The organism is Vibrio sp. KUL70 (assembly GCF_059725515.1).
Genome location: NZ_AP045834.1, coordinates 1519672 through 1535236 on the forward strand (window position 1 = coordinate 1519672; position 15565 = coordinate 1535236).

Annotated in this window: 11 protein-coding genes; 7 read left to right on the forward strand and 4 right to left on the reverse strand. The window is 44.4% G+C overall.

Translation table 11 applies throughout. The features are described from left to right. Positions 1 to 39: 39 nt before the first annotated feature. Together AC6I7V_RS06665 and AC6I7V_RS06670 are read right to left on the reverse strand one after the other, a co-directional pair. A complete protein-coding gene (locus AC6I7V_RS06665; RefSeq protein WP_255230748.1) occupies positions 40 to 933 on the reverse strand; it encodes a mechanosensitive ion channel family protein in 894 nt (297 codons plus the stop codon). A 1-nt stretch (position 934) separates the two neighbouring features. Then, a complete protein-coding gene (locus tag AC6I7V_RS06670) occupies positions 935 to 3331 on the reverse strand; it encodes an ATP-binding protein (RefSeq protein WP_498011605.1) in 2397 nt (798 codons plus the stop codon). Between the two features lie 298 nt (positions 3332 to 3629). Between AC6I7V_RS06670 and AC6I7V_RS06675 the strand changes: the two genes are divergently transcribed. Then, the gene (locus AC6I7V_RS06675) at positions 3630 to 5222 is read left to right on the forward strand and encodes an ABC-F family ATPase (RefSeq protein WP_255230746.1); all 1593 of its coding nucleotides are present in this window, start codon (positions 3630 to 3632) and stop codon (positions 5220 to 5222) included. A gap of 105 nt (positions 5223 to 5327) precedes the next feature. Here AC6I7V_RS06675 and AC6I7V_RS06680 read toward each other — a convergent pair whose 3' ends face one another. Beyond that, positions 5328 to 7217 (reverse strand): methyl-accepting chemotaxis protein, encoded by a 1890-nt coding sequence (locus AC6I7V_RS06680; protein ID WP_498011606.1) that lies wholly within the window; start codon positions 7215 to 7217, stop codon positions 5328 to 5330. A gap of 311 nt (positions 7218 to 7528) precedes the next feature. Then, complete coding sequence (fdhD, locus tag AC6I7V_RS06685) at positions 7529 to 8356, reverse strand: formate dehydrogenase accessory sulfurtransferase FdhD (RefSeq protein WP_255230744.1); 828 nt, start codon at positions 8354 to 8356, stop codon at positions 7529 to 7531. A 333-nt stretch (positions 8357 to 8689) separates the two neighbouring features. Between fdhD and AC6I7V_RS06690 the strand changes: the two genes are divergently transcribed. The 6 genes from AC6I7V_RS06690 (at position 8690) to AC6I7V_RS06715 (ending at position 15559) form a co-directional block, all read left to right on the forward strand. After that, positions 8690 to 9151 carry a DUF3305 domain-containing protein gene (locus tag AC6I7V_RS06690; RefSeq protein WP_498011607.1) on the forward strand — a complete coding sequence of 154 codons (462 nt, stop codon included), beginning with the start codon at positions 8690 to 8692 and terminating at the stop codon, positions 9149 to 9151. Then, positions 9141 to 9740, forward strand: coding sequence for a DUF3306 domain-containing protein (locus AC6I7V_RS06695; RefSeq protein ID WP_498011608.1), 600 nt, complete (start codon positions 9141 to 9143; stop codon positions 9738 to 9740). The genes AC6I7V_RS06690 and AC6I7V_RS06695 overlap by 11 nt, the downstream gene beginning before the upstream one ends. A gap of 383 nt (positions 9741 to 10123) precedes the next feature. Then, positions 10124 to 11785 (forward strand): 4Fe-4S binding protein, encoded by a 1662-nt coding sequence (locus AC6I7V_RS06700; RefSeq protein ID WP_255230741.1) that lies wholly within the window; start codon positions 10124 to 10126, stop codon positions 11783 to 11785. 9 nt (positions 11786 to 11794) lie between these two features. After that, positions 11795 to 12427 carry a TorD/DmsD family molecular chaperone gene (locus AC6I7V_RS06705; RefSeq protein ID WP_498011609.1) on the forward strand — a complete coding sequence of 211 codons (633 nt, stop codon included), beginning with the start codon at positions 11795 to 11797 and terminating at the stop codon, positions 12425 to 12427. 65 nt (positions 12428 to 12492) lie between these two features. Next, positions 12493 to 12693: a twin-arginine translocation signal domain-containing protein gene (locus tag AC6I7V_RS06710; RefSeq protein WP_032549042.1), complete on the forward strand. Its 201-nt coding sequence runs from the start codon at positions 12493 to 12495 to the stop codon at positions 12691 to 12693. A 10-nt stretch (positions 12694 to 12703) separates the two neighbouring features. Further along, a complete protein-coding gene (locus AC6I7V_RS06715) occupies positions 12704 to 15559 on the forward strand; it encodes a formate dehydrogenase subunit alpha (protein ID WP_255230739.1) in 2856 nt (951 codons plus the stop codon). The last annotated feature ends 6 nt before the right edge of the window (positions 15560 to 15565 follow it).

The window sequence follows — 15565 nt, forward strand, 5'->3', positions numbered from 1 at the left end:
GCTTCTTTGTTTTTAGACTAGCCTTTTAGTCGTTAATAGTTAATCAGAAGCTAACGCGATTTTCGGCGGTTTAATGCCATGCTTCTTGAACTCTTTCATCACTCTTAAGGTAATGTCGGTTTCAAACAACTTCTCATACGCCGTATCAACAACATACGCCTTACAGGTCAATTGAATGGCTAAGTAGTTGTCAGTAATGGTTTGTTTAACAAGCACTGTCACGGGCTTTGGCAAGTGAATGTAACGACTCGACGATGCGGCCTCTTGGATCAAGTCACGGGCTAGGGTGATGTCTTCATTCATCCCAACATAGAATGGAATCACGACTTGCATATCGAGAGCACCGTAGTTTCCGCTTGTCGTCACTTCGTTTAGAAACTTGTTGTTAGGGATGGTAATGATGTCATCGTTGAGCGTTCTCATACGCACTGAACGTAAACCAATGGTAATGATGTCGCCGTAATTCCCTTCAAACGTCACACGGTCACCCACTTGGAACGGCCTGTCTATCATCACGGTTAAGCCAGCAATAAATGAGGCAGCGAGGTCTTTCAAAGCAAAACCGACCGACACAGCGAGCGTGCCGCCGATCAGCGCCAAGATGTGATCGTTAATACGAAAGCTCATCATAAAAACCACCAAACCGGCGGTCATATAGATGAAAAACTGCAGGAAAGACTGGACCTTTTGTAACACCATTCGATACTGAACAAACTGACTCCCAATACTCTCAACCATTGAGTTCATAAATTTGATCAGTAACCATGTTGCAGCGATGACTAAAATTGAAAAGAAAACACCACTCCAGCGAATCAGACTGGCAAATTGTTGGATGCTCTCAACATTAACCACTTCTTCTGCGGCAAATGCCTGTTGAAATGACAGCAGCAGTATCAGTAAGGCTATACCAAGTATGTTAGAAATTCTGTTCATATTACTTCACCAATAAATGCTGTCTGTCTAGTACATTGGTAATGTGTCTAAACCAGTGGTCTGAGAGTTTTGCTTTATCTTCTGTCCATTCGATATAGCCTCGGCTTTGGAAGTAGCGAAGTATCCCTGTCACTTCAGAAATCGTGAGTTGTGTGCATTCAGAGAGCTCTTCCGGTGTTGCAATTTCCAATTGAACAATTGAACGCAATACTGCCAACATGGGCTTTGGCATTTTCTCAAGCTCTTCTGATTCGGGAGCATGGAACAGCCTGACCATCACTTGGTCAGTCTCTTTGTTTCTATTTAGGGAGAAACGGAAGAATCTTAGTGCTACTGTCGGATTTCCATCAGAGTAGTGCCATAAGATTCGATAGAACCCTTGTTTTGCGCGCTCTTCTTCGCTGATCTCCTGCTGATCCCACTGTTTGGGTACCACTAATCCGTCAAAGCTCACAGAGTATTCGTCTGTTTGGTTGATACGTGTGTCGAGCAGTGAGGCGATTTGCAGTTCATTCCACTTAGGAAGAAAGGCAACCCAATCAAACAATAGTCTTTCACCTCGAGCTCTATCGACAAAGCGCCAACTCGCTTTCTCTATTGAGATGATCGCACGGTGATTCTTCTTGGAACGTCGAATAAGATTGGTTAAACGTATAAGCGCAGCCAGCCCACCAACCATAGGCTTGACTAACCTTTGCCCATTGTCGACAGCAATCAAGTAAGTAGTTTTGCTGCTTCGAAGGTGACTCAGAATCTGTATTTCAGTGGCGTTTTCATCCAGCCCGATACTCACCGCAAAGTGAGCGAGTAGCTCTTGATAGCCAGAATGAGGGCAGTTCAGGTAGATAGGTTCCGCATTTTTCACTCGGTGAAGCAGTTGTTTTAAAAAGGTTGTGGCGCCCACACCTCGCTCTCCAGAAACGACACATAAAGCAGGAGAGTCAGTCAGCAGGTATTTAGAGAGCTGCTTAATTTCGGCATCCGCATAGTCAATTAATTCGCTGTCATGATTGCCTGGTAACACATAGTCAAAGGCAGCATCGCCTTTCACACGAACTAACGCGTGCCCATCTGCTGTATTGTTTTTCTGCTTAGCAACCTCAATCCGAAAAAGATAGGCAAGCGCTTGGCTGAAAAAGGTAAAGTGCGATAGTTTTGAGATTAATCGATGCTTAGCGATATGAACCATGACCCATGTTGTAGCAATGGCAGTCGCAATGATACTAATGATCCAGACTCGCTTTTTGCCGATCGCCCAATTGACCCACCAAGGACGGTCAGCGATGTTTTCTACCATCTCAAACACAGTGTCGCGCCACAATCTCAATACGGAAACGGTAATAAGAACAAACCAAAAGAAGAGCGCGCTGTATATCCAGTTATAGATAGTGCCTTTACCCAGTGTCATGATTGAGACTTGCAATATCACACCGGCAATAATTCCGCTCCAAACATAACGACGTATGGTCGACAATCGTAATTCAACAATCTCTTTGTTAGAAGAGCGACTATTACGGTAAGTGAATTCTAAAATAAAGCTTATTGCGATAGATCCTCCGAGAATCCACCAGGTAAATATTTCAAGAAAGACAACATGTTGAAGACTTGGAATAGTCGATAAAACTTGCAGAGATAGGGTTATCGCTATTAGCCACGCGAGGGCTTTATGTGCGCGGCTCAAATACCAAATGAGACGAATCCACAAAGGTGGAGTGGTGCTTTTCTCTAGCACTGTGTTTTTATACAGTTTTATAATTCTAGTGCTGTTGGCTAGCCACCACATTAATATGCTATAGATGAAAAACACCTTAATACCAGCCCAAACCACTGGAACGGGTGAAACGAAGGTATCTTGTATCAATGAGCGAAAACTGCGTAGTTGAAAGTAAAACAGGTATTCGGCATTGAGCAACGTTAACTGCCACTCTTGCTTTAACTGTCTAACCCCTTGAGGACCAAAGCCGATAAGTTTGTCTCGAGTGGTACTGTCGGCAAGCTCTAATAACTGTTGCTTGCTGTTATTGATACTGCTTAGTGTTAGATAGTCTGACTGAACTTCGAACCAAATATCGTCACTTGTTTTTGATTTAATCTCTGATTCTTCATCGGATTTAAGGTTATCGATGAATTGGGAAAGGTGCAGCGCGAATAGCTCGCTCTGTTTTTGTTGTTCTGAGAGCACGACTCTGAGTAATTGAGACGCTTTACGTTGATCCTGAACCGACATAAACAAAGGCTCGGGGAGGGTTTGAATCTCGCTACTGATGCTCACAGCGATTTCGCTGACGCGAGGGGTGGCTTCTTGTTCGTATTGCCATTGTGCTGCACTACTGAATGAAACCATTGCCACCCACAGTAACCAAATATACCGAACGTACATCAGTGATAATTGGCGCATAAACTTCACTTTAACTTCCTGATCAGGTTGAATAAGTGTAGTTCGTTTACCGCTAATGATCCTCTTTGATTGTTGTTGCTGCTAATAACTATGGCTTTCCGCTGAAATAATCGTCACCAAAGCTGGGCTTTTCAAGAATCCCTTCTACTTTTTAATAGGTCATGATTCGATGTGAAAGGTTAGATATGATTTTCTCCATTTCACGTGGCGAATATGCGGAATAAGGCAAACAACGCTTGCAGTTAACCGCCTGAACGAGTAACGTTGCGGCGTTTTTCACATTAAAAAGGTAAAGGCATTGATTTCCACAGCAAATATCACCCAACAATTCGGCGCAAAGCCACTTTTCGAAAATATTTCAGTGAAGTTCGGCGAAGGTAACCGTTACGGTCTAATCGGCGCGAATGGCTGTGGTAAGTCGACGTTCATGAAAATCCTTTCAGGTGAACTAGAGCCAAGCGCAGGTAACGTAAGCTACGATCCAAACGAGCGCGTAGCTAAGCTAAACCAAGACCAATTCGCTTACGAAGAGTTCTCTGTAATTGACACGGTTATTATGGGCCATAAAGAGCTATGGGCTGTAAAGCAAGAGCGTGACCGCATCTACTCGCTACCAGAAATGAGCGAAGAAGACGGTATGAAAGTAGCTGACCTAGAAGTTCAGTTCGCAGAGATGGATGGCTACATGGCAGAAGCGAAAGCGGGTGAGCTCCTTCTGGCGGTAGGTATCGAAGAGTCTCTTCACTTTGGCCTAATGAGTGAAGTTGCTCCTGGTTGGAAACTTCGTGTTCTTCTAGCACAAGTTCTGTTCGCAGACCCGCATATCATGCTACTAGACGAACCAACGAACAACTTGGACATGGACACTATCCGCTGGTTGGAAGAGACACTAAACCAACGAAACTGCACAATGATCATCATTTCGCACGACCGTCACTTCCTAAACTCTGTATGTACTCACATGGCTGACCTTGATTACGGTGAGCTACGCGTTTACCCAGGTAACTATGATGAATACATGACGGCAGCGACACAAGCTCGTGAGCGTCTACTGTCTGACAACGCGAAAAAGAAAGCGCAAATCGCCGAACTTCAAACGTTCGTATCTCGTTTCTCTGCTAACGCGTCTAAAGCTAAGCAAGCAACGTCTCGTGCTAAACAGATCGATAAGATTCAGCTAGAAGAAGTTAAAGCATCTAGCCGTCAAAACCCGTTCATCCGTTTCGAACAGTCTAAAGAACTATTCCGTAACGCGCTTGTGGTTGAAAACCTATCTCAAGGTTTTGAAGAAGACCTATACAATAAGTTCGATGCGATCTTCGAAGTAGGCGAACGTGTAGCAATCATCGGTGAGAATGGCGTTGGTAAAACAACCCTGCTAAACACACTTGCTGGCGTGCTAGAACCACGTACCGGCGAGTACAAGTGGTCTGAAAATTCGAATATCGGTTACTACGCTCAAGACCATGCTCATGACTTTGAAGAAGACATGAACCTGTTTGACTGGATGAGCCAATGGCGTCAAGAAGGCGAAGATGAGCAAGTAGTACGTAGCTTCCTAGGTCGTATGCTATTTGGTCAAGATGACATTAAGAAATCAGTTAAGGTTATCTCTGGTGGTGAACAAGGTCGTATGCTTCTAGGTAAAATCATGATGCACAAACCAAACATCCTGCTAATGGATGAACCAACGAACCACATGGATATGGAATCTATCGAAGCGCTTAACTTGGCTCTTGAAAATTACAAAGGCACACTGTTCTTCGTTTCTCACGACCGAGTGTTCGTAGACTCACTAGCAACACGTATCCTAGAGATCAAAGATGGTCAGATCCATGACTTCCGTGGTACTTACGCTGAGTTCCTAAAAGCGCGTGGTATCGACGCTTAATCGAATCGTTAATGTTGTTTAAGCGATATTAAACTCATTAAAAAGTGCCTTTGTCATTGCGATAAAGGCGCTTTTGTTTGTACTGAATTGCTTGTTACAACAACACTAATATTTAAACTGGGCGACGATTTTATCCAGTTTAACGCTCACATTGGACACCTGTTCACTACAGCGCACAGACCCTGATACCACTTCATATGTATCCACGGATAAATGGGCGATCTCTGTGATATTTCGGTCAATCTCTGCGGATACAACAGATTGTTCCTCCGATGCGGTCGCGATTTGGCTGTTCAAATCAAACATCTCGCCAATCTGGAAATGAATACTTTCAATCGCATTGACTACCCCCTTAGTTTGACGTTTAACATGCTCTGTTTGATCTAAGCTCTCCGACATCTTAGCAACTGTCTTATCAATACCGTTAGTTAGCCCTTGAATGGTAGTCTCAATTTGTTGGGTAGAGTTATTGGTCATCAACGAAAGTTCTCGAACCTCAGATGCAACAACGGCAAAACCTCGACCGTGCTCACCTGCACGTGCAGCTTCGATCGCTGCGTTGAGGGCGAGTAGGTTAGTCTGCTCTGCGATGCCTTGGATTGTCGTCACTACTTGGTTTATTTCTCGGCTCTGTTCTTCCAAATGATCAATCAGCGCTTGAGACTCTTCAATATTGTTGACCAGCACTTGAATGCTGTCATCGGTCGCGTGCGTCTCTTGCAGTGCATGATGCGCGTTGCCCTTAATTTTCTCGGCGCTCAATGCCGCATTCTCAATATTCGCTGCCACCTCATTACTGGTCATAACCAGTTCATTGACCGCCGTGGCGACTGATTCTGATTGCTGCTTTTGCTTTTCGGCATTGCTCATACTTTTTTGTGCGGCTTGCTCTGAACTGCATGAGCTGTCGGTGAGTATGGTCATTACGCTAGAAAGGTCTTTGATGTTCGCATGCAGCTTACTGATGAAGGCATCAAAGGAGTGGGAGAGTTGTGCTAATTCGTCAGTGCCTTTGGCGTTCATTCTCACTGTTAAATCACCGTCACCGTTCGCGATTGACTCCATCATTTCGTTGATCGCTTTGATTCGAGTTAAAACACTTTTTCCGATCAGAGCCAACAACACAGAAAGAAGTATTACGATAGCAAAACCAAACAGATGCAGCGTATTTTTTGTATCTGCACTCGCTTGGCTAATCGCATTGTTGATTTCCAGTTGAACGCTATTGATCGCTTGTTCGGCTTGATGAACGGTTCGGCGAAGCTCACCTTTTAATCCCAAATCTTCGGTCAGTCCAAGGCGCGTATTCGCTATGAGCAGCTTTTCGACGGCACTTCGATAGTTTAAGTACGCTTGTTTCGTCGCTTCGGTATTTTGTGCATAGGGTGTAAACACATCTAATGCACCATCAAATGCGAGACTGGTTTGGTCATTGGTGTGTGCTAGGTAGTGAAAGTCTTTCTCTACTAATTCAAGTAAGGCAAGCTCCAAGGTTAAGTTTGCCTCTTTTTCGACCGCATGTTTCAATTCGGTTCTTCTTTTTTCTAAGGCAGCAATCAAACCAACAGAAGGGTTAGGGTTTTCAATCGCATTGACTTGTTGAACAATCTGACGAAATTGGTATTCGTAGCTCTCGATTGCTTGGGTGATTTTGGAGGTGTTGTCAGAAAGGTTTAACTCATGGGAAATAAGCGTCTGATTTAAATCTAATAATCTTTGGTCCAGTGTTACGGCTGTGGTATCAAAGCGCTCTGCGTATTTTTGTTCTTTCCTCGCTAAAAAATCTTTCTCGTGCCTTCTTAACATAAGCAGGTCGACTGAACTCCTTAGGTTTTCGTTGGCAGCACGTTCAAGCGACTCCAGCCGGTCAAGGCTCATTTGTTCATATACGGCATAAACGAACACTGAGATAAATAAGGTAATGTTAATAAGAATAAATTTACTTCGTATAGACAATGACAGCGGAGATCGCTGATTGTCAGTTGGCCTATCCATAGGCAACTCCTTTTAGCCGATGACGTTTTATAACTATCCATTATTTATTTGAGTTATGTATTAATAAAAGATAGATATGTAACTAATAGCTTATTAGGGAGGTAACGCAAGGAATTGGATCAGTTTGGTAAATAATTTTGCCCAAAGAAATGTCAAGACGACATTTTAATAACTGCTGAAATGATAGTTGCCCTCAACAACACACGATAAGACTCAGCTCTTGGTAACGACCGCGGTTATTGAGGGTGATGCAGAATACCTAATTAAGCACTCTTAGAAAGGAGATAGGGTTGAATTAACCTTTGTTATTCTCAATCTTGGTTTCCCTTCACATCAAAGATGATCTTATCGGCACCTGTAAAAACTTGGAAACGTAGTCCTTTTGCGCGAGCAATCGTCGTAATACCAAATTTTTGAGCAAGATCTAGCCCCATTTGAGTCACACCAGAACGAGAGAGCAGCACAGGAATACCCATTTGAGCCACCTTAATCACCATCTCAGAGGTCAAACGGCCAGTAGTATAGAAAATTTTGTCCGAGCCATCTTCTTGATTCAGCCACATTTCACCTGCAAGTGTATCCACGGCATTGTGACGGCCGACATCTTCTACGAATGAGAGTACTTTGTCGTCTTTACACACGGCACAACCATGAACTGCGCCAGCTTTTTTGTAGGTGTCGTTGTAATGAGTCAGCGCTTCTAGAGCTGTGTAGATTTCAGATTGTTTAAGCTTGGTTTGAGGTACTTGGTAGTTTTCAAGCTGCTTCATGACATTGCCGTACATAGTGCCTTGACCGCAACCAGAGGTGACGGTTTTCTTTTTGAGCGCACTTTCTAACTGGCTTGTATCTTCTTTAGTGACAACCGCCGCTGAACTGGTTTCCCAGTCGATAATGATAGATTCAATGGCTTCTGGGTCAGAGAGGAAGCTTTGGTTTTTTAAATAACCTAAGACTAATGATTCAGGACGCGAGCCCAAAGTCATCAGAGTCACGATCTCTTTCCAGTTAAGCATAACGGTTAGGGGACGTTCGCAAGCAATCTGTTTTGTTAGCTTTTCGCCATACTCGTCGAACACTTCCACTTCAATGGTTTGGAGAGGGTTTTCACTGGTTTTAATAATGTTTGGTTTAACCACTTTAATATCCTAGTTGTGTATACGCTCATCACGCGTTTTGACGTTGACGATTTAGGCGTTATTTTTAAAACTCGCCAAAGGAGTCTGCTTCTTTGTTTTAATGCTTAAAGCAATTCTTATTCCAAAGCGTACTTTATCTCAAATTATTCGGGTGATTACCTTTACTTAGCGCAAAAACTGTCACATCGGTCTAACCTGAACAGAGACTTCACCTATTTTAATGGCGCTATGGCGTGGTTATTGCTTAGTTGTAGTAAACCAAAGATTTTGTAACGTAGTGAATAGAACAAAATGTCCTATTGGCAGCGGCTTCAAATAACAACGGGATGAGATATGTCGGAAACTAAAGAACTAGAACAACAATATGAGAAAACCGAGACATCTTGGTCGATAGGCGTCCATCGCATCGAAAAAGAGATCAAGACAGGCATGTGGACAACCACACAATGGGAACTGGTAGGGTTTGAGTTGTCCCCGAACAGTGACTCGAAAGAGGTGTGCTTACTGCAGTTGCATAAAGATGAACGTACAGACTATCGATTCAACCTTAGCTCGCAACAACCGAAGCTTTTTCTGGTAATGGACAACGTTGATTCAGGTGTTCCGATTATCCAACTGCTAACAGCTTCTCAAACTGTCGCAGGCCAGTATATGGATGGAGACAATCAGGTGCTTTCGTTTGACATGCCTTTACCTGTTCAAGCCTGGATGGAAGCTTTCATTGGTCGACATGGCGAACTGTTAGAAAAACGTCGTAAGAAACGTAAAGGAGCAGGGCGCGCAAATGGCAACTAGTTTCTTTAGTCGTTGGTCACAGCGTAAGTTAGATGGAGACAAGGGTACTGACGTTGAAGCAGAAGAGACAGTTAACGTTACTACTGATGCTCAATCTCCTGAATTTACGAGCATTAACGACCCAGAACCTTCGGTTGCTTCAGAGCAAATACACGCTGATATTTCAGTGGAAAGTCTGGATGACTCAGTAGAGAACGTTGAAGGTGAATCTCCTTCTGTTGCTCAGCTTCTGGTATCTGAGGCATCGGAGAGCGTGAAAAAGGCCGCTCTGAGAAAGCTATTCTTATCTGAAGAGTTCAATGTTCGTGATGGCTTAGACGATTATGATGATGACTACAGTAACCTTAAGTCTCTTACTGAAGGCGTTGCTGATACGTTAAGAGACTGGGTAAAAGAGACGGTTGAGGATAGTGAGCCTGTCACTGCTAATGCTAAAGATGAGTCAACTACGACCAGTGATACCTTAGAACAAGAGGTAGCAGAAGCAGAGCAAGAAGATGTTCAACAAAAAGGATTCGATGCTTCTGAAAATGAACCTCAAGATACCCTCAATTCAGACACTGAGAACGTTGAGAAGTCTCCAAAATAACATTAACTGTACATATATACAGTTATTCATAAAATAGGCATTTTATCTACAAAGATGAATCTGTAATTGAGACAAAATATACCACACAAAAAATAGGTACATTTTGACTAAATACTCAATGAACCGACTGAGACAAATTGTCCCAGTCGGTTTTTTTGTCCTTAAAATAGAGCAATAAATCCTATAAGCTATTGAAATTTAATCAAATTAAAATTGGCACATACATTGCTTTGAACAAACATAATCAACGGGTTAGTAGATTGTTTTACGATCAATGATGAGATACGAGACATCATTAGTTGAGCAATTAATCAGCATTCTATTAGAGGCTGACTACAATCAAGGTTGAGCAGATTATCCATGACGCTATATGGAACTGAGCAATGCTTAAAGAACTATTAAAAGAAGCAACAACCAATAATGGTAAAGCGCGACTCTATGCTTTTGAAAATACCGTAGAGTTAACCAACCTTATTCCACCAACCGTAAGTTATGAAAGTGGTGGTAATACCCTAATCATAGGGCCAACTGCAATCATTGAGAGCGCGGCTGCACAGCTTCCTCAATTGACCAGCCTTACTCTGCTATCAACGGATGGAGAGAAGGGTTCAAACAGTGAACTCTATTTCGCTAATTCGGTTCAGGTATCAGGTTTCCTAGGTACGTTTGAAGTGATTATTGAAAACCGTGGGACGACGAGCAATTTAGCGAAAGTTGCTATTAATCACGATTGCTTTGATGTTGTGTTAGACCTATGCCTAAACAGCTGCATGACTGAAGAAGTTCCAGTTCCGGGTTACTACCCGGTTGGACGTGGCTATCCGAAATTGGCTGAAGCACTAGAAGAGATCCCAACGCTAATGGGTACCTTCGATAAGCCAAAATTTTTCCGTTTAGATACTGATTTGTGTGCGCATAGCTCTCGTGGCGTTAAAGGCTGTGAGCGTTGTGTTGATGCTTGTCCAGCAGGCGCGCTATCCAGTGAAGGTACAGACAAAACCGGTCATCGCATCGAAATTAACCCGTACCTTTGTCAAGGCGTGGGTACTTGTGCAACGAGCTGTCCGACAGAAGCTATCTCTTACGCATTGCCTAATCCAGATGACACGCAAAAATTCATTGAGCGTACATTAGCTAACTATGAGAAAGCAGGGGGGCTAGACCCGATCGTTCTGATCTGTAGCTCTCGTCATGAAACATACAATGTAATGGCACTTAAAGCACTTCCAGAGAATGTGATTCCGGTTGTTGTTGAAGAGCTTCCTTCGGTCGGGATTGATACTTGGTTTGCAGCCCTAGTGAATGGTGCCACTCAGGTTTTGTTTGCAGCGTCACGCTTTATGCCAGAAACCATTATTCGTGTGCTAAATAATGAAGTGGGTATCGCTCAAGAACTGTTGGATCAAATTGGTGTAGCAAAAGAGACAGTAGATATCCTTTACCTTGAATCTCTTCGCGAAGGTGCGCCGACACTCTGTACCGACTCTTTTGATTTGGCACTTGGTGACTTACGAGGTAATAAACGTCAGCGCCTGTTTACTGCGCTAGACGCCCTGAGTACATCACGTATTCCGGTAGAAAACATTGTTGAGCTTCCATCGAACGCACCTTACGGCAACGTTTCGTGTGAAAGCAAAGATTGTACGTTATGTATGAGTTGTGTGGCGGTATGTCCAACTCGTGCACTTCATACCGATGGCACATCTCCATCTCTAAAATTCATTGAACAAGATTGTGTTCAGTGTGGCCTTTGTGAAAAAGCATGTCCTGAAAACGTTCTAACTCTAACACCTCGTATGAATTGGGTGAGAGAGGAGCGTCAGAAGGCCGTTGTGATCCATGAAGAGAAAGCTGCGGAGTGTATTCGTTGTCATAAGCCTTTTGCTCCTCAATCTATGATTGATATGTTGCAAAACAAGTTACGCGGTCACTCACATTTTTCAGACGAAGCAGCGATCAATCGTATTGCTATGTGTGAAGACTGCCGTGTCATCGATATGTTCGATTCAATGGCTCAAGACCCATTGAAACAACTGAAATACTAGGAGTTGGCTTTGGATACTCATTCAGAACAAGAACAAACATTAAGAACAGATATCTACCTAGTTCTATCCGCACTATTTCGTAGTGCTCCAACAGAAGAGATGATCGACTTTTTAAAATCTCTAGAAATTGAAGAGTCGGAAAGTGCCATGCAAAAAGCTTGGATTGCGCTTCAACAAGCCGCAATTCAAGCTGAGCGTGAAGCACTAGAGGACGAATACCAAGACCTTTTCATCGGTATTGGCCGTGGTGAAGTGATGCCTTTTGGTTCATGGCATATGACTGGCGCAATGATGGAAAAGCCACTTGCTGAGATCCGACACGATCTTGAGCTTCTTGGTATTGAGCGCGACGAAAACGTAAAAGAGCCAGAAGATCATATTTCAGCACTTTGTGAAGTGATGGCGATGCTAACCGGTGAAGAAGAAGAGCTTCAACAAGTTGTTTTCAATAAACATATTGCACCTTGGTTTGAATCTTTCACTCGCCAGACGGAGAGTGCGGAACACGCCAACTTTTACAAGCCGGCCGCTCAACTATGCAAAGCATTCCTATCACTAGAACAAGTTCGTTTTAGTGTGAATACCAAAAGCAGTAAGCACAAATCAAAAATTGATGTAAAAAACGTCACTGATTACGAGTAATCGATCATATCGATAGAGGGGCAGCAAGCCTCCATAAAGATCTACCGTAAGGTAAGGAAGCAATGATGAAAGATAATAAAGAAGTAAATACAAGCCGTAGGGACTTACTCAAAGGCTTAACAACTGCAGCCGTAGCGGGTGCTGTTGTCGCTGGAACTTCAACAGTGGCATCAGCGGCTGAAACGCCTGACCTTTCCAAAAAAGACGTGAAGAAGACTGGCTACCGTGAAACGCAACATATTCGCGACTACTACGACACACTATAGGGGATAAAGGATGAAACTAGTCAAACGCTCCGATAGTGTGAGCAAGGAAACCAATCAGCTCGGCGTATCTCGTCGTGCATTCATGAAGAACACTTCATTGGCTGCTGGTGGCGCTGTAGTAGGTGCAAGCCTATTCGCTCCAGGCATGATGAAAAAAGCACAAGCGAAGTCGGTTGATCCAGATGCGAAAACTGAGATCAAACGTACGATCTGTTCTCACTGTTCTGTGGGTTGTGGTATCTACGCTGAAGTTCAAAATGGCGTATGGACTGGCCAAGAGCCGGCATTTGACCACCCATTCAACGCTGGTGGACACTGTGCGAAAGGTGCAGCACTGCGTGAGCACGGCCACGGTGAACGTCGTCTTAAGTACCCAATGAAACTGGAAGGCGGTAAATGGAAGAAGCTTTCTTGGGACCAAGCAATCGAAGAGATCGGTAACAAGGCGCTCGAGCTGCGTAAAGAGTCTGGTCCTGATTCGGTTTACTTCCTTGGTAGTGCGAAACACAGCAACGAACAAGCTTACGCATTCCGTAAAATGGCGTCACTTTGGGGAACCAACAACGTCGACCACCAAGCGCGTATTTGTCACTCAACCACAGTAGCAGGTGTAGCGAACACTTGGGGCTACGGTGCAATGACAAACTCATTCAATGACATGCACAACTGTAAGTCGATGCTATTCATTGGTTCAAACCCAGCAGAGGCGCACCCGGTCGCAATGCAGCACATCTTGATCGCGAAAGAGAAAAACAACTGTAAGATCGTTGTTGCGGATCCTCGTCGCACTCGTACAGCTGCGAAATCGGATCACTACGTATCACTTCGTCCAGGTTCTGACGTTGCGTTTATTTGGGGCGTGCTATGGCATGTCTTTGCAAACAAGTGGGAAGACAAAGAGTTCATTCGCCAACGTGTATTTGGTATGGATGAGATCCGTGAAGAAGTAGCAAAATGGACGCCAGCTGAGGTTGAGCGCGTAACTGGCGTATCTGAAGCCGACGTTTACCACACGGCAAAACTGCTTTCTGAAAACCGTCCGGGTTGTATCGTTTGGTGTATGGGTGGTACTCAACACACCACAGGTAACAACAACACTCGTGCTTACTGTGTACTTGAACTTGCACTAGGTAACATCGGTAAATCAGGCGGCGGTGCTAACATTTTCCGTGGTCACGATAACGTACAAGGCGCAACTGACCTAGGCGTACTATCAGATACGCTTCCTGGCTACTACGGTCTCTCTGAAGGTTCGTGGCGTCACTGGTCGAAAGTCTGGGATCTGGACTTCGACTGGGTGAAAGGGCGTTTTGATGACAACGCTTACGGCGGTCAGAAACCAATGAACAGTGCCGGTATTCCAGTATCTCGTTGGGTTGACGGTGTCTTAGAAAACAAAGACAACATCCGCCAACGAGAAAACATTCGCGCAATGTTCTACTGGGGGCACGCGGTCAACTCTCAGACTCGTGGCCCTGAAATGAAAAAGGCGATGCAGAAGTTGGATATGATGGTGATTGTTGACCCATACCCAACAGTTGCTGCGGTAATGAACGATCGTACCGACGGCGTTTACCTGCTTCCAGCGACGACTCAGTTCGAAACTTACGGCAGTGTTACGGCATCAAACCGCTCACTGCAGTGGCGTGACAAAGTGGTTGATCCACTGTTCGACTCTAAGCCTGACCACGAAATCATGTACCTACTTTCTAAGAAATTAGGTTATGCAGACCAGTTGTTTAAAAACATCCGCGTAGAGAACAATCAACCACTGATTGAAGACCTTACACGTGAGTTCAACAAAGGTATGTGGACGATCGGTTACACAGGTCAAAGCCCAGAGCGTCTTAAAGAGCACCAGCAAAACTGGCATACATTCCACAAAACGACGCTGGAAGCAGAAGGTGGCCCAATCCACGGTGAAACCTACGGTATGCCTTGGCCATGTTGGGGCACACCAGAGATGAAACACCCTGGTACACATATCCTTTACGATACATCTAAGCCTGTTGCAGAGGGCGGCGGTAACTTCCGTACCCGTTTCGGCGTTGAATTCGAAGGTAAAAACCTACTGGCAGAAGACAGCTATTCGAAAGGCAGTGAAATCAAAGACGGCTACCCAGAGTTTAGCGACAAGCTTTTGAAGCAACTGGGTTGGTGGGACGATCTTACAGCTGAAGAAAAAGCGGCTGCTGAAGGCAAGAACTGGAAAACCGATCTATCTGGTGGTATCCAACGCGTTGCGATTAAGCACGGTTGTATCCCATTTGGTAATGCGAAGGCGCGCGCGATTGTTTGGACATTCCCAGACCGCGTACCACTTCACCGTGAGCCGCTGTACACACCACGTCGTGACCTAGTTGCTGACTACCCAACGTGGGATGACAAAGAAGCGATCTTCCGTGTACCAACCTTGTACAAATCGATTCAAGAAGAAGATAAGTCTGGCGAGTACCCAATCATCCTAACTTCTGGCCGCCTGGTTGAATACGAAGGTGGTGGTGAAGAGACTCGTTCTAACCCTTGGCTTGCTGAACTTCAACAAGAGATGTTCGTTGAAGTGAACCCGAAAGATGCAAACGACATCGGTTTCAAAGACGGCGATGATGTGTGGGTTGAAGGTGCAGAAAAAGGCCGTATTAAGGTGAAAGCTCTTGTCACACGTCGAGTGAAGCCTGGTCTGGCATTTATTCCATTCCACTTCGGCGGTAAGTTCCAAGGTGAAGATCTACGTTCTAAGTATCCTGAAGGCACTGATCCGTATGTTATTGGTGAAGCTGCAAACACAGCGACCACTTATGGTTATGACCCTGTAACTTTGATGCAGGAAACGAAAGTAACCCTTTGTAACATTCGTAAGGCTTAAGGAGTC